Source organism: Bdellovibrio sp. MYbb2 (assembly GCF_056175685.1).
Genome location: NZ_JBJKJI010000006.1, coordinates 14,016 through 37,904, shown reverse-complemented (window position 1 = coordinate 37,904; position 23,889 = coordinate 14,016). Strand labels below are relative to the sequence as shown.

The following is a 23,889-nucleotide window of genomic DNA, read 5'->3' as shown; positions in this document are numbered from 1 at the left end:
TTAAAGAGTGAATTTAAAGTCCTTGATTAGCATGCCCGGCACTTTTTTGCCACCTAAAGCACGGCTTTCGTAAGTCGACACCATGGGGTCGACCTCTTGGAAGTCCGTCACTGCCAGCAGGTTTTCACCCAGGCAGTCAAACAGGCTTTCATCAAAACGCAGATCCGCGATCGGCGCCACGATTTCACCGTTTTCAACCCAGAAGCACGCATAGCGGGTCATCCCGGTGATACGCGCATTCAGACGGTCCGACCAATTCAAGTAATGCAGGTTGGACAAATAGAGTCCGGTGCCTAGTTCTTTCAAAATGTCGTCTTTTTTCAAGGCCCCAGGCAGGATCTCCATCGCGCGAGAACCTTCATGGGAATCCCCCGCGTTGCTCTGAACGCCGTATTCTTTAGCCGAACGGCTGCTGATCACATAGCTGTCCAACTGTCCTTTGGTGATCAAGCCCAGTGTTTCCGGAGCCAGTTCACCCAAAGAGTTATAACGATGAGTCAGACCCATGCCATAGTTTTCGCGCATGTTGAACAGCGGCGACAGGGACTTTTCCTTGTCCGCCAGTTTCATCAAAGCACTGCCACCTTGTTTGTAGGCATTAAAGCTCAATGCCCCCCAAGAGAACATCGAAGCCAGTTCCGCCACCGCGCCCGGAGCCAGATAAGTGCGGTAAGCACCTGGCTGCAGGACTTTCTTCGGGCGGTCCATCAGGCTGAGCTGATTTTTGCTTTGGGCAATGCTGGCATCAAAAGCTTTTTGGTCCCAGTGAGTGCCGGCATAAATCGACTTCACGGCTTTTTCACCCATGTACAGGGAATAATCCACGAAGAAGTTTTCGGTCGCAAACCAGTGGCTTTGGCCAGCCGAGTTTTTATTCGCAGAAATGATAGGACCTGCGCAATAAAGCCCAGCAAAGTCAGCACCCGCTGCCGGAGTCGTGATCGCTTTGATCACGTCTTCGTCTTTCAGCAAAGAACCTTTGAAGGTGTTGTCGCTGGTGCCGTTGTTGACGATGGCCACCTGATACGGATCTTCAGGAAGAAGCGCACATTCCTGACGGGCTTGGTCCAGCCAGAATTCAACACGCTGTTTGTCTTCATCAACTTCGCCGGTGATGGAAAAACTGATGTTCGCGGTCTTGCCGTCTTTTTGCAGGGTCAAAGTCAAAGAACGCTGTTCAACGTGGGTGTTCTGGCGGACTTTGTTCGCGTTGAAACGCACAAACAAAGATTCTTCCGCATGCAGGTTCACATTCGCAGCTTCATTCTTTTCAAGCTTTGCTAAAAGGTGATCCGCCACGATGTTGAAGGACTGTTTTGTTTTTTCTGTAAAATTAAGCACCGAAAACCTCCACATCTGCAAACAGGCAATAAGGCGTGGTGTGTCCCACACGGATCACCTGATTTGGTTCCCCTTTACCACAGTACGGAGATCCAAAGGTCTCGCGGTTTTCACTGACGGCTTTCAGGTTGTTCCAGAACTTCACGGTGGTGCCGCGATAGTTTGGATTTTTCACGGTCTTGGTCAGTTTGCCGTTTTCAATCAGTTTACCGTATTCACAGCCGAACTGGAATTTGTTGCGGTAATCATCAATGGACCAGGACTTGTTCGCCAGCATGAATACACCGCGCTCAACGGAAGCAATCATGTCTTCCAGTTTGGAAGTGCCCGGCTCAAGGTTGATGTTCGCCATACGGTCAATCGGCGCACGATTCCAGGATGAAGATCTTGAATTCGCCACACCTGGCAGGTTCAGACGGCTTTGTGATTCAAGACCGCCCAAGCCACGCACCAGCAGGCCGTTGTGAATCAGGAATTCTTTGGTTGCCGGGTGACCGGAATCATCAAACGCATAAGATGCCAGAGCGTCTTCGATGGTCGGATCGAAAGTCACGTTCATCAGTTTGGAACCATACTGCAGGTGTCCGAAGTCATCTGGTTTTACGAAGCTCCAGCCGGCATAGTTTCTTTCATCACCCAAAATACGATCGTATTCCAGCGGGTGACCGATGGATTCGTGCACTTGCAAAGTCATCTGGTCTGGAGCCAGCAAAAGATCCATGGAAGTGTCCGGGCAGTTTTCGGCAGAAAGCAGCTCGACGGCTTCTTCCGCCAGTTTTTTGGAACGTTCCAGGATGGAAGCGCGGTCAAAGACCTCAGCCCCCACCTGAAGGCAACGTGCCAAACCGCCGCTGTCGGAACGGGTCTGGGTTTCGCCACCGGCCGCCGCGGTTGCCGAGAAGTCCGTGTTCACGATTGAAAAGCTTTGTTCGAAATCAGATCCGGAAGATGTCACCGTGTGGAAGTGAGTTTCCACGATCATCGCGGTGGCAGAACGGCTGACGATCTTGTCAGAAACCTTCATGGCACGAGTTGCGTCCACGAAAATGTCTGAAATTTCCTTCGCCGAGAAAGAATCCAAAGGTTTTACCACCGGGGATTTGTAAGAGCCTTGTGCCACCGGGCGCTGGTCCACAGAGAAATTGTGAACTTTGTGTGAGCTTGCAGCTTTCGCCATCATGATGGCTTTATCCAAAGCGCGTTTGATGCCGGTGCCGCTCAGGTCACTGGTGCCGGAAAAACCAAAGTGGCCGTTTACCAAAACCTCGACCATGACCCCTTGATCGAAACTGATCACATTACGGTCCGGCTTTTCATCGCGAACCATGCGGTAGGTGGTTTTTTCAGTCACGTGACGCAAACTGACCCAGTCAGCGGATCCTTTGAGCGTGTGGAGGGTTCTTTGTAAATCCATTGAAGACCTCTTTTCCGAGTAGAATTAAGCACTTCCAATAACCAATCATGCCCGAAAAGACAACCTCGAAGGGTGCTTTCTGAAAAGTCTTATCAAGCGGTACCCCTCGGGGCGAGGGTGGGCGAGATGGAGGGTCGAGTGTCAGAATGGGTTGGCAAGGCCTTTGCTTTATACGTTCTCAGGGAGGTTGCTGGTGTCATAAAGAACCAGCAAAAAAGGGGATGAATATGAGAGTACTTCTAGCACTTCTAGCAACAGGTTTCATGATCATGATCACTTACTTCGGTCCGGCAAATGCTTCGACCTTGGCGACCCCAAGTTGCAAAATGACTTCCGAGGGCATCTTTGATGGTTCTTGGGTGAAGCACCGTATCGTGGTGAACGAAGATGTTGTTTATGGTGCGAATGACATGGATTCCATCCTGTCCCAGCTTGATTCCTTGCGTGATCAGGGCCTTTGCCGCTAAAGTGGCAGGGCTTTGAACCGAAATGACTTTTTAACCCAGATTTGGAAACCCTATCCCGCGATGCCTGAAAATGCTCAGGCGGCAGGGCGTATTTATCAGATCGAGCGCGATGGCGAGGCTTTAAAGCTGGTTCTGCACCGCGATTCCCAAACTCACAAAATCCAATTTGAAAAAGCCCCGAAGCACTCTGAATTTCTGATTGAGGGTGACATCGTCGCCGTTGTTTCGGCCACTGAAGTGGTGCTGCTGGCTCCGCAAAAGCAATCCCTGCCGAACCGGTCGTTCGACAAAGACTTGACCCTGAAATGGGGCACCTATCTGCAATCTTTGCGTGAATTCTTTGTTTCACAAGGTTTTGTGGAATTAAAAACGCCTTCTTTGGTTGTGTGCCCGGGCACGGAACCCAGTCTGGATGTTTTTTCCACGAACCTGAAGGTCGGCTCGCGCCAGCAGAAGTTGTTTTTACCCACCAGCCCGGAACTGCATTTGAAAAAAGCCCTGGCTTTGGGCGCTGAAAAAATATTTGAGCTGGCTCCGTGTTTCCGTAACGGTGAAGTCACCGAAAGACATCAGCCCGAATTCCTGATGCTGGAATGGTACCGCGCCTATGCTTCACTGAAGCTGATCAAAGAAGACACGATTAAACTTGTAAATCATCTGGCGCAGGCGATGAAGGTCGCAGGCCCGGCAAAGGTGACTTCTTATTCCGTGGCCGAGCTTTTCAAAATTCACTGTGGTTTTGAATTGAAGCCCGACACTTCCAAAGAAGAACTGAAAGCACTGGCCGGGAAAATCGGTGTCGATGTTCGCAGCGCTGAAAGTATTGATGATTATTTCTTCCTGATCTTCATGGATAAAATCGAAAGTCAGTTGCCCCATGACGAGCTGGTATTTGTTGAAAAATATCCGCCGTATCAGGCGGCGCTGGCGCGTTTGACGTCTGATGGCTGGGGTGATCGCTTCGAGGCGTACTGGAAGGGCATTGAGCTTTGCAATGCCTTCCACGAACTGAATGATCCAAAGATCCAGCGCCTGCGTTCGAAAGAAGACCTGCAAAAGAAATTAGAAATGGGCAAAGAGGCTGTCAGTCTGGACGAAGAATTCTTCCAGTGTCTGGAGGCGGGTTTGCCTCCATCAGGCGGGATTGCCTTGGGTGTGGAACGTCTGTTCATGGCGCTTCAGGGCCTGCACAGTATTTCAAGTCTGCGTCTTTTCCCTCAATAATCTATTTACCGCTTAAAACTTTTTGAATCCACGGCAGAGCGTGGGAAACGGCCGCGTAGCCTCCGACCGAGGAACCTTTGGCGCGGAAGCCTGAGCACGCGGAACCCCAGCTGACGACACCAACCTGAACAGCTTTGCCTGGTTTTTGGATGAACACAGGACCACCGCTGTCACCCGGGCAGGAGGAATGCTGGTGCTGAAAGGTATTGATACAAAGTGTTTCAGGCCCCAGCACATAGCCACGTTTTTTCGGAAAATCATCCTGGGCACATAATGACCGTGGCAGCAAAGGGGCTTCCAGTTTCTTCAACCAGTCACTTGTTTTTGCGCCTTCACTGTCCGTCAGACCCCAGCCAGTGATCATCACAGGTTCATTGGAATCACCCAAATCCACGGTGTTAAGTTCAACCGGCGTGATGTCCATCACAGCTTCAGAAAGCTCAATCAATGCGATATCGGATTTCGGCCAGTTGAAATCAGGATGAGTCTGAATAGAACGGATTTTAAGACGACGACTGTCCTGACCGGACTGGGCAATGCCACCGATGTAAAGTACCAGCTTGGCCGGCGCAACAATTCGCTGACGGGTTTCTGATTCATCTTCGAGCACACAATGAGCTGCAGTCAGCACCCAGCGCGGGGCGATCAGGCTGCCACCGCAGTGATGGGACACATAGTTTTCTTTCGGATCATTGAACCAGATGTTCACCATGAACGGGAATTCACCTGCAGAGGCAAACGTACCGCCAGTAATTGCCGGGGAAACCGAGGTCAGGCTAAAAATAAAAATGAACAGGCAAACCGAGAAGCGAAGCATACTCTTGTCATATTCGAGTCCTGCCAAGACATCACACGAATTAAGAGACAAGACCGAACACTTGTATATTTTTCCCAGAAAGGTGCCTGGTTGTTTTTTCTGGCTACAACGTATCATTTTGTTACAGGGCTTCTGTCTTGGATTTCAGGCCCATATAGGGTGAGCTGATTGCATGTGAATTATCCTTCTGAAATCCAGCTAAAGACTCAGTAAAAACAAGCCGTTAAGTCATTTATGGGAACATTTAAGGCACGTACTGGCATTCTCAGCTTTTTCCTCATTCTTTTGGCGGCGGTGGCGCAGGCGACTCCGACAACTTTGAATTATCAGGGACGCATTTTAAAAACTGACGGGACGGCATTGGAATACAACAATGTCAGCTTTGCTTTTGAGGTGACCAACGTCACTGGCACGTGCGTGTTCTATCGTGAACAAAGAAACAACGTGAACATGCAGGGATCCAAAGGGGTCTTTGATATTCCCATCGGTGAAGGCACAAAGTTGTATCCGACGGACCCTGGTTACAGTCTGCGTGATGTTTTTAACAACGCCATTGAGCACAATTGCGATGGGAGTGCGAAGTACACTCCGTCCCACGATGAAGTGCGAGTGTTGCGTGTGCAGTTTCATGACGGAAGTGGCTGGAAAGCGATCACTCCAAACAACATCATCCGCTCGGTGCCTTTTGCAAACTTCGCTTATTCAGCGGCTCGTCTGGGTGACAAACTTTCCACTGACTTTGTTCTGAAAGACGCCGTCTCGACCTGTCTGAGTGGTCAGTATTTGACCTTTGATGGCGCAGACTTCGTCTGTCAAAACGATGCCGGTGGAGCCGGCATGGTTTCAGACATCAATGCGACGGGTCCTTACCTGACGAAAGCTGGAACGGCCAGCATTCCGGTGATTTCGGCCAACGTCGGAACCGCGGCGGGAACTATGGCAGCGGGGAATGATTCAAGATTTTTGAATGCTGAAAAGATCCGGGGACAGGATATCAGTGCGACACTGGCGACTTCCGGCCAGGTTTTAAAGATGAACGGTTCCAATACTTGGGTTCCTGCGACACTGACATCTGCTGATATTTCGGGATTGTCGACGTCTTTGAACAACAAGATCGACGCTACGATGTTCCCAACCTCTTGCACGGCAGGACAGTCGCTGGTGTTTGTGACTCCGGCCAACAAGTTTGATTGCTACAGCATTTCGATTACGGAATCCCAGATCACTGGCACGATTTCCGGAGCGAAGATTGCCGGAAATATTTCCGGCAAAGCCGCAGGCATCAACGGCGTTTTGCCGGTCAGCGAAGGCGGAACGGGCAGTGGTGTGACCTTGAACAACAACCGCCTGATGGTTTCATCAGCGGGGAAAATTGTTGAGTCCGTCGCATTGACGGATGGACAGATTCTGATTGGTAAAACCGGGGATGCCCCGCAAGCCGCCAATATTCAGGCGGGTTCAGGTGTCAGTATCAGCAATGGAGCTGGCGGGATCACAATCAGCGCAACGGGTACGGGTGGCACTATCACGGGTGTGACTGCGGGCACAGGTCTTGGTGGCGGCGGCAGTACAGGCAATGTGACTTTGAATCTGGCAAACACAACGGTGACTGCAGGCACCTACGGGACAGCCACCAAGGTTCCTCAAGTTGTTGTTGATGCTCAAGGCCGACTGACTTCTGTGACTGAAGTGACTGTGTCTGGTGTGGCACCAGCCGGTACAGCAGGTGGCGATCTGGGCGGCACCTATCCAAATCCGGATGTTGTCAGACTTCGTGGTAAAGCTATTTCTGCGACGGCCCCCACAGCGGCGGGACAGTTGCTTCGTTATGATGGTACAAGTTACGTTCCGAACTTCCTGAGTCTTGCTGATATTCGTTCGACAGTGACTCCGGCAAATACCATTTTCCCGGGAACGGCTTGTTCCAGCGCGCAGACATTGACGTGGTCGTCCCTGACGGATTCTTTCAGCTGTCAGGCGATTTCGATTTCAGAGTCCAATATATCAGGAACTATTGCCTCGTCTAAAGTGAGCTTTGGATCACAGTCGGCCAGGACTTTCTTTGCGGCGCCGACAGGGGCTGCAGGTGCGCCGTCGTTCAGGACAATTGCGGCGGCTGATTTGCCAACCAGTGGAGTGGGTGCCGGTACCTATTCGTCAGTCACCGTGGATACCTATGGCCGAGTGACAGCAGCGACCAGTCCCACGACAGTGAGCGGGTATGGCATCACAGATGCATTCTCTCAGAATGGAAATTCCTTTGGTGCAGCGGCGGTACTTGGAACCAACGATGCCCAAAGCCTGCAGCTTGAAACCAGTGGCACTGCAAAAATGACGATTCTTTCCTCGGGGAACGTGGGTGTGGGAACTGAAACGCCTTCCACGCTGTTGCACCTCAGTCGTAGCCTTCCCAACGGGACAAACCCTTTAGCGGTGTTCGAAAATACAAATTCGACGATCTCGGGATTGACCACTTTTGCTGCGCTGGCTCCGAATATCGGGGACACGTACAGCAAGACCAATATCATTATTGGTAAAGCTCACAGCAACTATCAGGCTGGTAGCATTGAATACAATTACAATTCTTCAGATACAGCACAAAGACGGTTGAGTCTGGGGCATAAGGGTTATTCCCCGAATTTCCATATTACCGAGCCGGGCAATGTGGGGATCGGTACAACCAGTCCGACAGCAGATCTGGTGGTTACAGATGGTGGGACCGCTGCGCCTTATGTAAGTGTGGACAAGCTTGCTGTGATCGGGAATTCAAACACAGTGTTGCAGGTGACGTCACCAAACACCGCGGCCTCGGCCTTGTATTTCTCTGATCCCGACAGCCGGGATCCTGGTGGAATTTCTTATTCGCATACCAACGATCAGATGTCATTCCGCGCAGGCGGGGCTTTCCATATGTTCCTTGGAACAAACGGAAATGTCGGGATCGGGACGTCAGCTCCGGATGCGGATCTGCACGTTTACAGTCAGCGGGACACGGCCTCGCTTCACCCTCATCGCGCAGGCGTGATTGCCGAGTCAGAGGGGGCCTATGTGGGAGCAAGGTTTGCGGCCCGTCACTATGGTCCGACGGAAGTTCCCATGTTTATTGCTTACAAAGCTAAAGGCAGTAAGGCCTCTCCAACCGCGGTGACCAGCGGTACGGGACTGATGTCTTTGGTGGCTGCGGGATACGACGGCACAAATTGGGTGAGTTCATCCGGCACAACGGATTCGATGACAGTCTCGGCTTCCGAAAACTGGTCGGCGACCGCACGTGGAAGCAAAATCTATTTTGCCACAGTTGCCAACGGAACGACCCAGGGACTTAACCGCATGACTGTGGATCACAATGGTTTTGTGGGGCTGGGAACAACGGTCCCGGCGACACATCTTCATGTGACTTCCGGGGATGGGTACACGACCATCACCAATCAGAACGTGGGTACAGGCGGAAATTCCTGGAGATGGTATTCCTCGTCAACGGGGGCTCCATTAGGTGCCAACGCCATGTGTTTTGGCGCGGGGACTTGCTTGTTCACTCTTAGAACAGATGGAAGCGCCACCCTGACGGGAGCTTTGACTCAAGGTTCAGACAGACGACTGAAACGCGATATTGCCAGCATTGACCATGCCTTGACTTCGATCCTTCAAATCAACGGCGTGACCTACAACTGGATCGATCCATCCAAGGGTGACAAACGGGATATGGGTGTGATCGCTCAGGAAGTGGAAAAGGTCTTCCCTGAGGTTGTCAAAACTGATTCTCAAGGACTCAAATCCGTCGCCTATCAAAATCTGGTTTCACCGATCATTCAGGCAATCAAAGAGTTCTATTCAATCTGGTACAAGGATTCTCAGAACCTGAATGCAAAAGTGAATGCGCAGGAAAAAGAGATTAGTGCTCTTAAGGAAGAAAATAGAGCACTCAAGTCCCGCGTGGATGAAATCAGTTTGATGAAGAAATCCCTGTGCGCCAAAGACCCGTCTTTGGAGTTTTGCTCTCAATAACATATCGAAACGAGATCACTTCGGACCCTGAACCTAAGTCTGAAATTCAGGGTCTGGCATTCCACAATCTCACATCAGTCTTTCCTTATCCTTAGGTTGTTGACTCAATCGTGAGTGAGCGTTGCAATAAAGCTGGTGAGATTTAGAATGAAAAAACAAAACGCTTTAATTTTACTTCTGACACTGTCGTCCGCGCAGGCTTTGGCGGCCAATGTCTATACGTTCGCTGACTGCCTGGAGCTGGTGAAGAAAAACAATGCGGAACTTGTGGCGGCCGAGCAGAGTATGGATTCTGCCAAATACAATCTGAATGCCTCTTACAGCAACTATCTGCCGCAGATCACAGCCAATGCCGGTTATCAGAAAAGTGAAACCAATCAGGTGGAAAGTGAAGGCTATACGGCCACACTCAATGCCACCCAGAATGTCTTTAACGGCTTTGGGGATATGGCCAAAGTTTCCGAAAACGAAGGCAAAGTGAAAGTGGCGGAAGCCAGCCTGCGCACGGTGAAAGCCAAAATCAGCTATGATCTGAAGTCCGCATTTGCCAATGTGATCTATGCGCAGGAATCCTTGAAGCTGACCAGAAGCATTCAAAAGCGCCGTGCTGACAATCTGAATATGGTGGAACTGCGCTTTCAAAGTGGTCGTGAAAACAAGGGCTCGGTGCTGCTTTCCAAAGCCTATCTGAAGCAGGCCCAACTGGATGTTCTGAAGGCGGAAAATTTCTTTAACACCTCCCGCAGTTCGCTGATTCGTGTAACGGGCCTTGCGCCTGATGCCGAATTTGAGGTTCAGGGGAAGGCGCCTGAAAGCACTCCGTCGTCAGTGACTCCGGCTTTTACAAAAATGGCTGAACAGACACCGGAACGCCTGCAGGCACAAGGGCAGATTCAAAGTGCCGAAGCCGGGTTAAGCAGTGCACGTTCTGAGTTCTTGCCTTCCTTGGATTTAAGCGGCTCTGTGGGTAATACAGGGGATAGCTGGTATCCGGAACAGGATCGCTGGAGTGTCGGCGCGACCCTGTCCTGGTCTCTGTTTTCGGGCGGTAAGGACTATTTCACCAATAAAAGTGCCTTTGCGCAAAAGCTGGTGGCTGAAAACACCTGGAAGAATTCGCAATTGGAAATCATCGTGAAGCTTCGCCAGACGTTTGCTGAATTCACCGAAGCGGTGGAGCAGGTGAAAGTCAGTGATGCCTTCGTCGAAGCGGGCAGTGTGCGCGCTGAAATCGGGCGCAGCAAATACAACAACGGTCTAACGACCTTTGATGACTGGGACAAAATTGAAAATGATCTGATTTCTTATCAAAAGGATCAGACCTTAAAACGTCGTGATCGTGTGGTGGCGGAAGCCAACTGGGAAAAAACACAAGGTGTAGGAGTGCTGCCATGAAATCATCAACCAAAAAAATGAGCTGGGTGCTGGCAGGTCTTGTCGTCGTCGGTGCGGCAGGGATTTACTTCTGGAAAAAAGACAATGGCACCGCACCTACCTTCCGCGAGATTTCCGTTGCAGCGGGTGATCTGGATGTGACGATTCTTTCCACAGGCACGGTGCAACCGAAAAACCGCTTGGAGATCAAAGCCCCGGTGGCTGGTCGTATTGAGCAGATTCTGGCTAAAGAAGGCCAGCAGATCCGCAAAGGTCAGATTCTGGCCTGGATGAGTTCCACCGAACGAGCCGCCATGTTGGATGCCGCGCGTGCGCAAGGGGCGGAGGAATACAAGAAATGGTCCGAGCTTTATCTGGCGACCCCGGTGATTGCGCCGATTGCCGGTACTTTGATTCTGAAAAATGTTGAACCGGGACAGACCTTCACGAACACCGACGCCATTTTTGTGATGTCCGACCGTCTGACCGTGAAAGCGCAGGTGGATGAAACCGACATTGCGCAAATCAAACTGAAAGAAAAGGCCACTATCGTATTGGATGCCTATCCGCAAAGCCCATTGCCAGCGACGGTGGATCAGATTGCCTTTGATGCGACTACGGTGAATAACGTCACCACTTATTTGGTGGATGTGATACCTGATAGTACTCCGGACTTCATGCGAAGTGGGATGACGGCGAACGTAACCTTCACGATCGCATCCAAGAAAGGCATTTTGCTGGTGCCAAGCGAAGCTTTGCGTGTCAGTCAGGGGCGCACGGAAGTTCTGGTGAAAGTGCCAGGCTCCAAGCCGGCCTTGCGCGAAGTGCGCACCGGCATCACCGACGGCCGCAACACCGAAGTGGTGGAAGGCTTGGTTGAAGGCGAAGTGGTTCTGGTGACGCAGTTCAAGCTGGGTGAAAAATCTTCGTCAGGTTCCAATCCATTTGGTCCTCCGTCAGGTCCGCGCCGGGGTCGTCAATGATTGATATCAAAGGCATACGCAAATCCTATCAGATGGGCGACACGAAAGTGGATGTTCTTAAGGGCATCAGTCTGAAAATTGAGCGCGGGGATTTCGTGGCCATCATGGGGCCTTCAGGTTCTGGTAAATCAACCCTGATGCACATTCTGGGGTTGTTGGATGTTCCCAGTGAAGGCAGTTACAACCTGAACGGCCGTGAAGTGGCCGATCTCAGTGAAGATGAACTGGCCATTGTTCGGCGAGAGGAAATCGGTTTTATCTTTCAGCAGTTCAATCTGCTTCCGCGCATGGAAGCCTGGCAAAACGTGTCCCTGCCGCTGATTTACAGCGAGGATGGGTTTAGCTATGACAAGGCTCACACGCTTTTGGACAAGGTTGGTTTGGCCGAAAGAATTCATCACAAATCCAACGAATTGTCCGGGGGACAGCAGCAGCGTATCGCGATTGCCCGGTCCCTGATTAACAATCCCCGTATTATCTTCGCCGATGAACCAACGGGAAATCTGGATTCAAAAAGCGAAAAAGAAATCATGCAGATTCTGCACAAGCTGAACGAACAGGGGATCACAGTTATTGTTGTGACCCACGAAGAAGAAATCGGTCAGCAGGCCAAGCGTTTGATCCGACTGCGTGATGGTGTGATTCAGTCCGACGAGCGCCTTCAGGCATTGCCAGCAGCGCCAACCACCGCGCTGGAAAAACGTCAGGAACAACCGGCAAAATGGCCGGTGCGGGAAATGATTGAGCATCTTCATCAGGGCTTCCAGACGCTGGCGGCAAATAAAGTTCGTTCTGGGCTTTCCATGCTGGGGATCTTGATTGGTGTCGCTGCGGTTGTGGGAATGCTGGCGCTGGGAACGGGGGCCCGTCAAAGCATTGAAAAACAACTGTCGTCTTTGGGTTCGAATCTTCTGGTTCTGCGCGCAGGCAATGTGCGTGTGGGCGGGGTGATGCAGGAATCCGGTGTGCGCATTCGGATTTCTTTGGATGATGTCAGCACTATTAAGAATCAAATCAGCGGAATTAAAGATGTGTCGCCGTCGTCTTCGGGACGCGGGCAGATCACTTATCTGAATAAAAACTGGAACACGCAAGTCATGGGTGTGGCTCCGGCGTATGAACAAATGCGCGCGAGCACTCCGATCTTTGGCCGCTTTTTTTCCGAGGAAGAAAATCAGCGCCGCACACTGGTGGCAGTCATCGGAACCACGGTGGCGCGCGAGCTTTTCGGAGATAAATCCCCGATTGGCGAGATGATTAAAATCAACAAAGTGAACTTCCGCGTGATCGGTGTTCTGCCTGAAAAGGGTGCTGCGGGTCCGCAGGATCAGGATGACCGGATTCTGGTTCCGGTGGTGACGGCGATGTATCGTCTGTTCGGGAAAAACTATGTGGATTCAGTGGATATCGAAGTTCGCGACGCTGCGGATATTCCTGATGTGCAGGATTCACTGCAGGAGCTGATGAACAAACGTCATCGCGTGCCAGTGTCGTCACAAGGTGATGCATTTAATGTTTTCAATATGGCCGACATTCAGCAGGCGCTGAATTCAACCAGTCAGACTATGTCGATGCTGCTGGCTTCGATCGCGGCAATTTCATTGGTGGTGGGTGGTATCGGGATCATGAACATTATGCTGGTGTCGGTGACCGAACGAACCAAAGAAATCGGTTTGCGCAAAGCCATCGGTGCGCGCCGCCGGGATATTCTTTTGCAGTTCCTGGCCGAATCCATCGTGGTCAGTGTGTGCGGGGGACTTTTGGGTATTGCTCTGGGGGTTGGGTTCTCGCTGTTGATTTCCAAGGTTTTGGGTTGGTCGACGGTGGTTTCTGCGGGCTCCGTGATACTTTCTTTTGGATTTTCTGCCCTGATTGGGATCGTTTTCGGCAGTTATCCGGCCAGCAAGGCGTCAAAACTGCATCCCATTGAAGCGCTTCGCTACGAATAACCGGAAAAAATGACAGAAAAGGCAATCTTGACTGTCTTTAAAGGCCTTCATCCGCTAGAACTTCCGCAATAAATAAACCACCGGAGGTTCCTATGAAGGCTTTATTGATCGCCGCTTTGATGTTTGTTTCCGCACCTGCATTTGCTGGAAAAATGAAAGAAATCTATATCATGACGACGGATAGCATTCTTGAAAACTTCGGTTTCGATGATTCTCAAGTTCAGATTGATGACTACAAATTCGTGACTGTTGAAGGTGAAGATCTGGCAGTTCAAACAACTGTTCGCGTTTACTACACTCGCGCGGTTTATACTTGCGTGACCACTTTCAAAAAGACTGAACACTTCTACGACGTAAAAAATCTGCGTTGCAAATAGTAGTTCCGTTGCACATTTTGAAAATAAAAAAGGGGCTTTTCAGCCCCTTTTTTCATTCTTAAAGACCCCGAAAGGTCTTTTCGATTTAGCCCTTTTCTTCCGGGCCGCCGTTGATGTCTTCTTTCAGTTCTTTACCAACTTTGAAGAACGGAAGTTTCTTTTCATCGACGTTGATGATTTCACCAGTGCGTGGATTACGACCTTTGTAGGCACCGTACTGACGGTTCACAAATGAACCGAAACCACGGATTTCAATACGGTCATCGCGCATCAAAGCTTCCACCATAGAATCGAAAATAGTGTTTACTACAGTTTCTGCTTTTACACGGGTGATGCCCGCTTTTTCAGAAATCAAATTTATCAAATCTGCTTTTGTCATTCTGACCTACTTAAAGTATTGATAACACTCTCGATTATACAGAAGAGAAGGGGGCTGACTACCACTTTTCAATGATTTAACTCAATGCTTCTTATACAGACCCGTGTTGAGCAGGATTTTACGGTAAGCATCAAGCACTGACTGGACCATTTTGGCCGTATCGAACAGGTCAACGACCTTCTGACGGGCCCGATCGCCGATTTCATCGGCCGGCATGGTGCCCGAAAAGATCTCGACCAATAGGTTCGACATGGAGTCCACATCCGCCGGGCGAAGCAGGAATCCGTCCCGTCCATCCTCGATAATATTGGCGATTGGGGACACTTCTGAACCCAAAACTACCTTTTTTTGAGCCATTGCTTCCAGGGTGGAGGGCTCAAAACCCGTGGTTCTGGAGCCCATATTCACAAAGGCATCGCCCAAAACGATATAATCTTCCAGTTCTCCGGCCGGAATCGCTCCGGTCAGAATCACCCGGTTGCCCAAAGCCAGGTTCAAAACCTGGAATTCAATGTCTTTGTATTTCGGGCCATTGCCGACCAACAACAGATAACTGCCTGGTTTTTTGATGGCGACTTTTTCAAAAGCCCGCAACAAAGGAATCACTTCCTGCACGTCGGTCATGTCGGTGATCGAAACGGCGACGTGGGCATTTTCAGGAATTCCCAGTTTCTTACGCAATTCCAGGGACTTTTCCTTCGGTGTCAGATCTCCAAGTTCAATCCCATAAGGCACGGTGTAGGTGTGATAGTCCGGATAAAGATAATATCTTTCCAGAATAATGCGCTGTTGGGGATTGGTGACAAAGATGCCGTCGGCAGTGGAAAGCAACTGACGGTCACCACCATAGTAAGTGGTCAGAAATTTATAAGCCGTTGCGACCGCCGTGGTCAGCATGCTTCCCAAAGTGTCTTGTTTCATCGCCAAAATGGCAAAAAGCTGGGACATCTGAGTCGCTTCAACATCGTAAGCCACCGCCACTTTGAAATCATCTTTGCGGGTGGCAATGCGATAGCCGGATTTATCAATGCTGTGAACGATATGAAATGGATCTTCCTTGTGCAGTTGCGCAAACTTCTGACGAACTGCCATTTGAAAACTTAAATGAGAAAGATTTTTTGCGCCCTCGTGAAGATAAAACACTTTCACGCCATCACGGGTGACTTCCGGTTTTTTCAGTGCGGAACTGGCGGCAAGAACTGTGACTTTGTGTCCCTCGCGGGCCAGACCACGGGCGATAGGCCACAAGAAACCATGATCGGTGGCACGACTGAGAATCGGAAAACGTTGGGACGTCAGACAGATATTGAGTGTTTCCGGCAGTCGGGACTTTTTAGCCATGAAACTATCTTAGATGATTCAAGGCCTTGTTGTACAGACGATTGAGTTCATTCATCGAGGAGTCGATCAGATGGCGGTCTTCGGCCAGTTTTTCAGACAGGGATTCCGGCAGACGCAGATGGCTTTTGGCCAGCAGTTTGATCAGATCCTTTTGCAGTTGAGAATGATTCAGCACCCAGCAGTTGACGGTGTTTTTCCAAAGATCGGAATGAACACTGGTCTGGCGCGTGTCCAGAATCAGCACTGCGTGGGATTGAATCGCACGCAGATAATATTCAGTCATTTCAACCGGTGTGAAATTCTGTCCCGCCAGCATCAAAGCCGTGCTGCCACTAAGAAGTTGCTGAGTCACCGGGGCAGACAGAGGTCCAGTCAGAACCCAGCGGTCCGCACACTGGAATTCAGTCATCCAGGCGGCGAATTTTTTACGATCACGCAGAGTCCAGTGGGCGTAGGTTCCCCACAAGGCCACTTTGTATTTTTGTGCCACTGCTCGCAGGCGGATGAAGTAATCAGAGTCCGGATTGAATCTGGTTTCATTGAAAGGCAGAACCACGTAAGAGGACTTTTTCAAGTTCGCGATCAGCGGCAGTTCGCTGCTGTCGATGGCGTCTTCATTTTGTTCTGTTTTCAAATCCAGAACCGGCGGCAAGATACCACGGCCCTGGCGGTTGGATCGAACATCCAAACCACGAAGCTGTCCCAGTGTTTCGACTGTCGGGCAGGTGATGATGTCACTTTCCTCAACCAGATAGCGAACCGGGTTTCGGCGGGACAGGCCATTTTTGATATTCAGTAAAGAGGTCGTCAGAACACAAGTGGGGTGGGATTTTGCAAAGGTGGAAAGCACCATTTGCGCGGCATTCATTTTGTCATCGTCCAAAAGCACATGCAGAATCTGCGGCTGCAGGCCGAAAAGACCCGGGATGATGCGAACGCCTTCCAGAAAACTCCATTTTTTGAAATAACCCATGAACTCGATGCCGCTGGTGTCGCGGGGAATTTCGCCATAACTGGTCAGCAGAACCACCTCGTGCTGCTGGGCTTTTAAAGCCTGCGCCAGCTGCCACGAAGTCGCGTTCACATGTTTGCTAACCAGGATTATTTTCGCCATTCCAGTCCCAACGCTTTATAGATCTTGTGAAGGATTTTGCGGTTGGCTTCGGGGATATTGCGGTGTTTTAGCTCTTCCGGATGGATCCATTCCAGCATCATGTGATGCTTGGCCCGAGGCTCGCCCTTCCAATACAGGATTTCATAAAACAATATGAGAATCCCTACATCTCCGTAGGAATGGGTGCAGGCCAGCTTCAATTCACCGACTTCAGCCTCAATACCGAGCTCTTCATTCAGTTCGCGGGCCAAAGCTTCTTCAGGGGTTTCGCCATTTTCAATCTTGCCGCCCGGGAATTCCCATTGGCCGGCCAAAGAGTTGTTTTCGGGACGCTGGCCCACCAGGATCTTGCCGTCTTTACGCAGAAATCCAGCCACCACCGGGATCCAATGGCCCTTGCGGATTTTAGATTTTTTTTGCTTTGATTCAACTGCGCTATCGTCCGTCATTATACCTTCTAGCAACGTCATGGAAGAAACCGGGTCCATGAAACACAAGTGCAGAATAAATTTGAACAAGATCGGCGCCCATTTGCAATCTTTCAAAGACATCTTCTGGGCTCATAATGCCCCCAACACTGACTAAAAGCAGGCCTTCGCGTTTTTTGCCCAAAGTTTGAACAGCAACTTGAAGGGCGCGCTGCGAAAGTTGTTTTAAAGGAGCCCCGGAAAGGCCTCCTTCAGCTGGGAAATGGCATCCGGTGGGGCGGGACAATGTGGTGTTCGTCAAAACAAAACCGTCCACGCCCAATTCCTGGCAGTTGGACACGGCTTCAGCCAGGCCTTCTTCCCCCATGTCCGGGGAAAGTTTCACCAGGACCGGTGTGGGCTCGAAGTGAGAAACGCGGTCCACGATAGGACCAATCAGGGCGCGCAGATTCTCTTTTTTCTGAAGATCTCGCAGACCCGCTGTATTGGGGCTTGAGATATTCACAACAAAGGCATCTGCAAACGGGCGGAACTGGTCCACCAAAGTCAGATAGTCCGCCACGGCATCAATATTCGGAGTGTGACGGTTCTTTCCGATGTTTACAAAAATCGGGGTGCGGTAGTTCGGCGCATAGGACGTCAGGTTGTGAAAGACTTCATCGCCGCCATCAGAAGGAAAACCCATCTTGTTCCACATGGCCTGAAGTTCCAGGTCACGGTCCATGATTTTTCCAGGATTCGGAGTTTGTGCGCGGGGAGTGATGGTGCCAACTTCAACAAAGCCGCAGCCCAACGCCCACCATTCTTTCAGATGTTCCGCATTTTTATCAACACCGCCGGCAATACCCATGGGATTGGCGAAGTGCAGATCACGCCAGGTAAAGCTGTTCCAGTGCGGAGTTTTTCGTCCGTGAATCAGAGAGTAGAATGGAAGCCCCAGAGAGCTCAGATCGTGAGCCCACTGGGGTGGTAAAAGCAACCAAGGACGCATTAGCGAGGGTACAAGCCTCTGAGCAGCATCGCGCGCTCAAGACGTTGAACAGAAACCGCCATCGCAGCAGATCTCATATCAATGTTCTTTTCTTTCGCCAAAGAATAACCTTTGTCGAAGGCTTTGGTGATGATGCCTTTCAGACGACCATTCACTTCTTCTTCGTCCCAGAAGTAAGACATGGTGTCTTGAACCCACTCGAAGTAGGAAACGATCACGCCACCGCCATTGGCGATAACATCCGGAGCGATGAAGACACCGCGTTTATGAAGGATTTTAGTCCCGGCATTCGTGATAGGACCGTTGGCACCTTCCACGATGATTTTCGCCTGGATTTTTTCCGCATTGTGCGTGTCGATCTGGTTTTCCAGAGCGCACGGGAACAAAGCATCACATTTTACTTCAAGCAGCTCTTCATTGCTGATCGGCTGAGCTTTTGGATAGCCCTTCAGGAACTTGTGCGCTTTCACGTATTCGTTCACTTCGTTGATATCCAGACCGTCGCCGTTGAAGATACCACCGGAAACATCGCTGACAGCCACGATGCGAGCACCGCGCTCATGAGCGAATTTCGCCGCGAAGGAGCCCACGTTACCGAAGCCCTGGATCGCGATAGAAGCGCCTTTCATGCTCATGTTGCAAACTTCGAAAGCTTTTTCTGCAACATAAACAACACCCAAACCGGTAGCATGGTTACGACCCAAAGAACCACCGATTTCCACCGGCTTGCCAGTCACCACGCCCGGTTGAGCGAAGCCACCTTGTTCCTGAGAGTAAGTGTCCATGAACCAAGCCATCGTCTGTGGATCTGTGCCCACATCCGGAGCTGGAATGTCTTTTGTCGGGCCAACGAATGGACCGATTTCAGAAGCATAACGACGAGTCAGGTTTTGTTTTTCAGTGCGGGAAAGTTTGGTCGGATCAACAGTGATACCGCCTTTTGCGCCGCCCAAAGGAAGACCCAAAACAGAGTTTTTGAAGGTCATCAAAGCCGCAAGGCCGACAACTTCGGAAAGGTCCACGTTTTGGTGATAACGGATGCCGCCTTTGTAAGGGCCCAAAGTTGGAGAGTACTGAACACGGTAGCCCGTGAATACTTTCACACTGTGGTCGTCCATACGAACCGGAACAGAAACTGTGATGCAACGACGAGGTCTTTTTAGACGCTCAAGGATGTTGGGATCGCAGTTGATAATTTTGGCAGCTTCATCAAGAGTTTGAATGGCGTTTCTGAAAAGAGGCCCGTCATAGAGAGGCTCTATCTTGTGTTCCATGATATGTGTCTCCTTAAGTACACGGTGAAATGTTAGTGAAGTAAATACTCAAAGTCACTCCGGAAAAAGGTGATGACTCAGTGGTTCTTTTTGACCACAATGAGCCTATGCTTCAGTCGTGGTTTAGCCTATTTAGCGTCCTATTTTTCAGTCCCCAACTTTATGCCCAAAGCCCGCAAAGAGCTTTCATGGAGCAGTTCCAAAGCTCCCGTATCAGCTTCCCGGCAGAGGATTCTCCGCTACTGGGTGACAGCCCGGGGCGTTATCCGGAACCTCTGAATTTTATCATGACGAATGTCATCAGTTGGATTCCCACCGGTGAACCCAAGCTGATGTCGTCAAGCTGTGCGCCTGAAGTTTGGGCCGCACGCATGCAGGATTCGCGGGTTCAAAAGTCAGCCCAGTTGCAAGGGGGCCTGGTACAGAAGTATTTTCAAGACTGCCGCTCTGAACTTGAAACCGGAGACAACAGTTCGCTGATCAATCTGCGCCGGATGATGACGATGAAGTATGATCCGCAAGGACATCCTTTTCTGCGCCGGGTGGTGGTGAATCTGCCGGGCAACGTAAAGCTAAAAGGTCTGCTGGGGCTGAAAGGCGATATGAAACGCCGCCCGCTGGTGATTGTGCGGCTGGGGATTTTTTCGAATGTTGAAGACTTCAAGCCAGAGCGTGCCTGGTTGATGATGCTGTTTGAACAATCACCCTTCAATGTATTGATGCTTGAAAACATGTCGAGCCCGGACTTTGTTGCCAATAACAGCCGATTCTCATTCGGGGGTTACGATGAAGGCATTCAGAATATCCTGATTGCGCGCCTGCTGCAGGATCCAATCGAACCCCTGTCGCAGATGGTGGACAGCGTGCACGTGTTCGGCGTCAGCCTGGGCGGTCACGGTGTGCTTTATTCCTCGCTGCTTAACAAATACAATTCACCGAAGCGTGGCCCGCTGATTAACAGTTTCACAGCCCTGTGCCCGGTGGTGAATCTGCGCTCGACGATGGAATCCCTGACTCACAGTGGAGTGAAGTCCGCCTTTGTGGATTTGTGGAGCCGTCAGCGCCTGAAGGGCCTTGAACAGAAAATCCCGTCACTGGTCACCTACGACAATTTTTCTTTCCTGAGCAAAGCCATTTCCGAGATCGCGCGCACTTATCACGGCGGGCTTTCTTATGTGAATGCGGTTAAACTGCCACCGGGTCAGGAAGACAGCATTCATTTCTGGGAGCTGAATGATTTCTGGCGCTACTACAAACAAGTGGAAGAGCCGGTGATGATTTACGCCACCGAGCAGGATCCGGCCGTTCCTTATGATGTGAATGCCCAGATGCTTTTGAACAAGGAATTGAAAGTTGACAGTAAAAACATCCGCGTGGTGGAGCTGCCTCAAGGGGTGCACTGCACGCTGCCTGTTCCTTATGACTGGAGTGCTTTGACGTCGCTGTTCCAGTCCTATGTTTTGTCGCATTCCCCGAACTTCAAAATGACAGAACAGAAACTGGAAATGGATCTTTCTGACGAGGAATGGACGGGGTTCTTTGATTCCGGCTCCAGCGTGAAGTTTGAAGTGGAAGAGCCGGGTAAAAAACAGGGCTTTGTGACTGTCAGTTTGGAGGTGGAAAATGCCAAGGGCAAAACCAAATCCATGAACTTGAGTCTGCCGTTGTCGCAGTTTGATTTCCGTTTCTTCAACAAGGACATGACCGGATCTGAACAAGAGATGATCGTGCGCTGGTTGAATCAGAACCTGAAAGTGCGCATCGATCAAAGCAAGGGCAAGCCCCTGCTTGTGGCCTCGTGGCCGGTGGCGCTTTAATTATTTCGACAGCTCTTCTTTGAAGTAATCCGAATGTTCGGCGAGCTTTTCCATATAGCCCTGCACATCCTCTTTTGCCTCAGCCGACAGGCGGTGGAACGGAGTGATGTGCTCGTCCGGCACATAGCGGAAGGTGAAGTTGATCCGGCGGGTTTCAAAATTTGAAATCTCGTTCAACGGGAATGAATCCCTGGACTTGCGGTCCACGCGCTGAACGCGGTGGAAAAGATGTTTCTTGAATTTATCCCCGCCAAAAATCTGCAGCGAACAGTCTTCCAGCCACTGTTGAAAAACGGCATTGGATTTGGATTCGGTGCCCTGGCTTGAAACAAACTGGAAAAAAGCGCGTTCCCCGAAAGAAATGGATGCCACCGGACCTGGTTCAAAATCCTTGTGTTCGCCCACGCGGGCGCAATCGTTCTTTTTGCCGTCTTCGCCGATCTGGTCGCCGTAATAATTGATCAGGCAGGTGTTCAAATGCCAGCCGCGCGGGATATCTCTGGGGGCGTAGGTGTCATGCACCAGAGCTTCGATCTTTTGGATCACGTATTCCAGAATTGGTGGATAGCCTTCGGCGGTGACACAGCGGTTGTAGATGCCTTTGGGCGGATGATAATAGTTCAGGCAGGCAAACTGCCAGTTACCCAGCCAGTACACCGGGCGCAGAAGCGGGCGTTGTTTCTGATTTTCTGGTGGCGGGTTGTTTTTGGAATAACGCATTTCCCAGATCGGATAGAGCGTTTTCAGGTAGGCCATGATCTCGGCTTTTTCCCGCGCCGAGATGTAATTCTGCTTATAGATCAATCCATAGGGCAGGGACTTTTCGCCGCCGTCATTGCCGCCTTTTTTCGGGCCTGCATTCGCGGAACGCGGGGCTGGTTTGGATGGGAATCTGCCTTTGGGTTTAAACATAGGTCATGGGTTCTATCACGAGGCCCCCGGGGCCGCCAAGTGCGGGGTTTTGGGGGTGACAGGCCGGGCCTTTTTGGGCTACAAGGAAAGCTCAATTGCTCCGGGAGAATGAAAAAATGACAACACCCGTAAAGGCCTCCGTGGGTCCTCAGGAAAAAGAACTTCTTCTAAATCAGATCCCTTTCCTTAAAGGCAAAAAAATCCTCATTATCGGCGATGTGGGTCTGGACGAATATGTCATGGGCCAAGTCCGTCGTATCAGCCCCGAAGCTCCAGTTCCGGTTCTGGAAGTGGAAGAAGAAGACATGCGCCTGGGGCTTGCTGCCAACGTGGCTCAAAACGTGGCTAGCCTTGGCGGGGAAGCTATGCTGGTTTCTGTTGTGGGTGATGATACTGGCGCGAATCTTTTGCGTGAACTGTTCACAAAAAGCGGCGTCAGCTGGGATTACATGATCGTTGATAAAGCCCGTCCGACCACACGCAAAACCCGCGTGATGGCAAAACACCATCACCTGGTGCGTGTGGACTATGAACTGCGCAAATATCTTTCTGCCGAAGCAGAAGCCCGCCTGATTGAGACTGTTGAAAAGAATGTGGCAAAAGCCGACTGTGTGGTGATCGAGGATTACGCCAAGGGTGTGATTTCTCGCAACGTGGTTGAAAAGGTTTCCGCCATCTGCAAAAAGCACGGTAAAAAACTGATGGTTGATCCACATCGCAACAATCAGGGTTCGTTCTATCAGGGCGTGGATCTGATCAAGCCAAACTATGATGAAGCTGTGGTGCTGACCGGAATGGACTTTGATGATCTGCGTGACAATCCGAACAAGGTTGTTGATGTCGCTCGTGCTTTGCAGAAACTGACCGGCGCTAAAGACGTGGTTCTGACTCGTGGTAAAGACGGCATGACCATTGTTTCTGGCGATGAAATCACTGAAGTTCCAACCTATGCCCGCAAGGTCTTTGACGTGACGGGTGCCGGTGACACGGTGATCGCAGCCCTTTCTTTGGGGCTGGTCTCGGGTCTGTCTTTGGTTCATTCCTGCATGCTCGCGAACTATGCGGCTGGCGTGGTGGTGGGTAAAGTGGGCTGTGTGCCTTGTGAAATCCCGGAACTGAAAGAATACATCCAAACCGCGCACTAGACGCACCGTTTATGCAAAAGGTACCTGGTACCTTTTGGCAGAGAGGACACCGACAATGCAAAAGACTTACACCGTGAACAGCAAGCTTTTGCCGGTGGGTTTTCCTCGTGAATTCGATGCGCATATTTATTTTGAAAGTGCCAGCCTCAGTAAAGCGGAGCATCTTCGCGATGAGGCTATTCGCATGTTTGAAGGCAAGAAAGTCTTCGTCGGCGAGATGATTCCTGAAGCCATTGGGCCGCATCCGGTCCCTATGTTTGAAATCAATTTCCCCAAAGAACATTTTACTGAAGTGGTTCTGTGGCTTATGCATGAGCGCGGGGACCTGTCGGTCCTGGTCCATGAATTAACCGGGGATGACCTTTATGACCACACCCAGGCTGCCATGTGGCTGGGTCCTGCTGTTGAGCTCAAATACGATAGATTTAAGTGATCTTCTGATTTTTTTGTGATTTTCGGACTGGTGCCGGGGCCTTGGGATGTTATACTGGGGTTCAGGCAGCACGGAAATCTTTGGCTGCTCGTCTCAAAATGATA

The 23,889-nt window shown here is 50.7% G+C and carries 20 protein-coding genes; 10 read left to right on the top strand and 10 right to left on the bottom strand.

Translation table 11 applies throughout. From position 1 onward, the window contains the following. Positions 1–1,341 carry a TldD/PmbA family protein gene (locus tag AC04MQ_RS18535; RefSeq protein WP_475392801.1) on the bottom strand — a complete coding sequence of 447 codons (1,341 nt, stop codon included), beginning with the start codon at positions 1,339–1,341 and terminating at the stop codon, positions 1–3. Further along, positions 1,334–2,755: a TldD/PmbA family protein gene (locus AC04MQ_RS18530; RefSeq protein WP_015089855.1), complete on the bottom strand. Its 1,422-nt coding sequence runs from the start codon at positions 2,753–2,755 to the stop codon at positions 1,334–1,336. The genes AC04MQ_RS18535 and AC04MQ_RS18530 overlap by 8 nt, the downstream gene beginning before the upstream one ends. A 227-nt stretch (positions 2,756–2,982) precedes the next feature. Between AC04MQ_RS18530 and AC04MQ_RS18525 the strand changes: the two genes are divergently transcribed. Both AC04MQ_RS18525 and epmA read left to right on the top strand, forming a co-directional pair. After that, entirely contained in the window at positions 2,983–3,222 is a 240-nt protein-coding gene (locus AC04MQ_RS18525) for a hypothetical protein (protein WP_148278689.1), read from the top strand. Between the two features lie 60 nt (positions 3,223–3,282). Beyond that, positions 3,283–4,446, top strand: a complete 1,164-nt coding sequence (gene epmA / locus AC04MQ_RS18520; RefSeq protein WP_475392800.1) for an EF-P lysine aminoacylase EpmA — start codon at positions 3,283–3,285, stop codon at positions 4,444–4,446. A gap of 1 nt (position 4,447) precedes the next feature. On the opposite strand, the gene AC04MQ_RS18515 is transcribed toward epmA, so the two are convergent. Then, positions 4,448–5,263 (bottom strand): S1 family peptidase, encoded by an 816-nt coding sequence (locus tag AC04MQ_RS18515; RefSeq protein ID WP_015089858.1) that lies wholly within the window; start codon positions 5,261–5,263, stop codon positions 4,448–4,450. A 234-nt stretch (positions 5,264–5,497) separates the two neighbouring features. Here AC04MQ_RS18515 and AC04MQ_RS18510 point away from each other — a divergent pair, with 234 nt between their 5' ends. The 5 genes from AC04MQ_RS18510 (at position 5,498) to AC04MQ_RS18490 (ending at position 13,951) form a co-directional block, all read left to right on the top strand. Next, the gene (locus tag AC04MQ_RS18510; RefSeq protein ID WP_475392799.1) at positions 5,498–9,268 is read left to right on the top strand and encodes a tail fiber domain-containing protein; all 3,771 of its coding nucleotides are present in this window, start codon (positions 5,498–5,500) and stop codon (positions 9,266–9,268) included. Positions 9,269–9,415: 147 nt separating this feature from the next. Beyond that, positions 9,416–10,663, top strand: a complete 1,248-nt coding sequence (locus AC04MQ_RS18505; protein WP_475392798.1) for a TolC family protein — start codon at positions 9,416–9,418, stop codon at positions 10,661–10,663. Then, complete coding sequence (locus AC04MQ_RS18500) at positions 10,660–11,625, top strand: efflux RND transporter periplasmic adaptor subunit (protein ID WP_475392797.1); 966 nt, start codon at positions 10,660–10,662, stop codon at positions 11,623–11,625. Before AC04MQ_RS18505 ends, AC04MQ_RS18500 begins: the two co-directional genes overlap by 4 nt. Next, positions 11,622–13,574, top strand: coding sequence for an ABC transporter permease (locus AC04MQ_RS18495; protein WP_475392796.1), 1,953 nt, complete (start codon positions 11,622–11,624; stop codon positions 13,572–13,574). Before AC04MQ_RS18500 ends, AC04MQ_RS18495 begins: the two co-directional genes overlap by 4 nt. A gap of 92 nt (positions 13,575–13,666) precedes the next feature. Next, positions 13,667–13,951, top strand: coding sequence for a hypothetical protein (locus AC04MQ_RS18490; protein ID WP_011163271.1), 285 nt, complete (start codon positions 13,667–13,669; stop codon positions 13,949–13,951). An 85-nt stretch (positions 13,952–14,036) separates the two neighbouring features. Here the strand turns inward: AC04MQ_RS18490 and AC04MQ_RS18485 are convergent, their stop codons facing one another. The 6 genes from AC04MQ_RS18485 to AC04MQ_RS18460 form a co-directional block, all read right to left on the bottom strand. Further along, positions 14,037–14,330 (bottom strand): HU family DNA-binding protein, encoded by a 294-nt coding sequence (locus tag AC04MQ_RS18485; RefSeq protein ID WP_011163272.1) that lies wholly within the window; start codon positions 14,328–14,330, stop codon positions 14,037–14,039. Positions 14,331–14,411: 81 nt separating this feature from the next. Then, entirely contained in the window at positions 14,412–15,671 is a 1,260-nt protein-coding gene (locus AC04MQ_RS18480; RefSeq protein ID WP_475392795.1) for a glycosyltransferase family 4 protein, read from the bottom strand. Positions 15,672–15,675: 4 nt separating this feature from the next. Further along, a complete protein-coding gene (locus AC04MQ_RS18475) occupies positions 15,676–16,785 on the bottom strand; it encodes a hypothetical protein (protein WP_475392794.1) in 1,110 nt (369 codons plus the stop codon). Next, positions 16,773–17,234 (bottom strand): 8-oxo-dGTP diphosphatase MutT, encoded by a 462-nt coding sequence (mutT, locus tag AC04MQ_RS18470; RefSeq protein ID WP_011163275.1) that lies wholly within the window; start codon positions 17,232–17,234, stop codon positions 16,773–16,775. The genes AC04MQ_RS18475 and mutT overlap by 13 nt, the downstream gene beginning before the upstream one ends. Continuing rightward, a complete protein-coding gene (locus AC04MQ_RS18465) occupies positions 17,221–18,204 on the bottom strand; it encodes a quinone-dependent dihydroorotate dehydrogenase (RefSeq protein ID WP_015089865.1) in 984 nt (327 codons plus the stop codon). Before AC04MQ_RS18465 ends, mutT begins: the two co-directional genes overlap by 14 nt. Beyond that, positions 18,204–19,478 carry a Glu/Leu/Phe/Val family dehydrogenase gene (locus tag AC04MQ_RS18460; RefSeq protein ID WP_015089866.1) on the bottom strand — a complete coding sequence of 425 codons (1,275 nt, stop codon included), beginning with the start codon at positions 19,476–19,478 and terminating at the stop codon, positions 18,204–18,206. The genes AC04MQ_RS18465 and AC04MQ_RS18460 overlap by 1 nt, the downstream gene beginning before the upstream one ends. A gap of 188 nt (positions 19,479–19,666) precedes the next feature. On the opposite strand from AC04MQ_RS18460, the gene AC04MQ_RS18455 reads away from it, so the two are divergent. Beyond that, positions 19,667–21,295, top strand: coding sequence for a hypothetical protein (locus tag AC04MQ_RS18455; protein ID WP_475392793.1), 1,629 nt, complete (start codon positions 19,667–19,669; stop codon positions 21,293–21,295). On the opposite strand, the gene AC04MQ_RS18450 is transcribed toward AC04MQ_RS18455, so the two are convergent. Continuing rightward, positions 21,296–22,207, bottom strand: coding sequence for an alpha-ketoglutarate-dependent dioxygenase AlkB (locus AC04MQ_RS18450; RefSeq protein WP_475392792.1), 912 nt, complete (start codon positions 22,205–22,207; stop codon positions 21,296–21,298). A 116-nt stretch (positions 22,208–22,323) separates the two neighbouring features. On the opposite strand from AC04MQ_RS18450, the gene rfaE1 reads away from it, so the two are divergent. Together rfaE1 and AC04MQ_RS18440 are read left to right on the top strand one after the other, a co-directional pair. Beyond that, positions 22,324–23,352, top strand: coding sequence for a D-glycero-beta-D-manno-heptose-7-phosphate kinase (rfaE1, locus tag AC04MQ_RS18445; RefSeq protein ID WP_475392791.1), 1,029 nt, complete (start codon positions 22,324–22,326; stop codon positions 23,350–23,352). A 55-nt stretch (positions 23,353–23,407) separates the two neighbouring features. Beyond that, positions 23,408–23,785, top strand: a complete 378-nt coding sequence (locus tag AC04MQ_RS18440; RefSeq protein WP_475392790.1) for a DOPA 4,5-dioxygenase family protein — start codon at positions 23,408–23,410, stop codon at positions 23,783–23,785. Positions 23,786–23,889 lie beyond the last annotated feature (104 nt).

What these genes read in the sequence shown, in the direction of transcription:
- AC04MQ_RS18510 (WP_475392799.1), top strand. Translation starts at nt 5,498, where the DNA reads ATGGGAACATTTAAGGCACGTACTGGCATTCTCAGCTTTTTCCTCATT.
- AC04MQ_RS18490 (WP_011163271.1), top strand. Translation starts at nt 13,667, where the DNA reads ATGAAGGCTTTATTGATCGCCGCTTTGATGTTTGTTTCCGCACCTGCA.
- AC04MQ_RS18475 (WP_475392794.1), bottom strand. Translation starts at nt 16,785, where the DNA reads ATGGCGAAAATAATCCTGGTTAGCAAACATGTGAACGCGACTTCGTGG.
- AC04MQ_RS18480 (WP_475392795.1), bottom strand. Translation starts at nt 15,671, where the DNA reads ATGGCTAAAAAGTCCCGACTGCCGGAAACACTCAATATCTGTCTGACG.
- AC04MQ_RS18515 (WP_015089858.1), bottom strand. Translation starts at nt 5,263, where the DNA reads ATGCTTCGCTTCTCGGTTTGCCTGTTCATTTTTATTTTTAGCCTGACC.
- rfaE1 (WP_475392791.1), top strand. Translation starts at nt 22,324, where the DNA reads ATGACAACACCCGTAAAGGCCTCCGTGGGTCCTCAGGAAAAAGAACTT.
- AC04MQ_RS18440 (WP_475392790.1), top strand. Translation starts at nt 23,408, where the DNA reads ATGCAAAAGACTTACACCGTGAACAGCAAGCTTTTGCCGGTGGGTTTT.
- AC04MQ_RS18500 (WP_475392797.1), top strand. Translation starts at nt 10,660, where the DNA reads ATGAAATCATCAACCAAAAAAATGAGCTGGGTGCTGGCAGGTCTTGTC.
- AC04MQ_RS18525 (WP_148278689.1), top strand. Translation starts at nt 2,983, where the DNA reads ATGAGAGTACTTCTAGCACTTCTAGCAACAGGTTTCATGATCATGATC.
- AC04MQ_RS18530 (WP_015089855.1), bottom strand. Translation starts at nt 2,755, where the DNA reads ATGGATTTACAAAGAACCCTCCACACGCTCAAAGGATCCGCTGACTGG.
- AC04MQ_RS18505 (WP_475392798.1), top strand. Translation starts at nt 9,416, where the DNA reads ATGAAAAAACAAAACGCTTTAATTTTACTTCTGACACTGTCGTCCGCG.
- AC04MQ_RS18450 (WP_475392792.1), bottom strand. Translation starts at nt 22,207, where the DNA reads ATGTTTAAACCCAAAGGCAGATTCCCATCCAAACCAGCCCCGCGTTCC.
- epmA (WP_475392800.1), top strand. Translation starts at nt 3,283, where the DNA reads ATGCCTGAAAATGCTCAGGCGGCAGGGCGTATTTATCAGATCGAGCGC.
- AC04MQ_RS18495 (WP_475392796.1), top strand. Translation starts at nt 11,622, where the DNA reads ATGATTGATATCAAAGGCATACGCAAATCCTATCAGATGGGCGACACG.
- AC04MQ_RS18460 (WP_015089866.1), bottom strand. Translation starts at nt 19,478, where the DNA reads ATGGAACACAAGATAGAGCCTCTCTATGACGGGCCTCTTTTCAGAAAC.
- AC04MQ_RS18485 (WP_011163272.1), bottom strand. Translation starts at nt 14,330, where the DNA reads ATGACAAAAGCAGATTTGATAAATTTGATTTCTGAAAAAGCGGGCATC.
- AC04MQ_RS18465 (WP_015089865.1), bottom strand. Translation starts at nt 18,204, where the DNA reads ATGCGTCCTTGGTTGCTTTTACCACCCCAGTGGGCTCACGATCTGAGC.
- mutT (WP_011163275.1), bottom strand. Translation starts at nt 17,234, where the DNA reads ATGACGGACGATAGCGCAGTTGAATCAAAGCAAAAAAAATCTAAAATC.
- AC04MQ_RS18455 (WP_475392793.1), top strand. Translation starts at nt 19,667, where the DNA reads ATGGAGCAGTTCCAAAGCTCCCGTATCAGCTTCCCGGCAGAGGATTCT.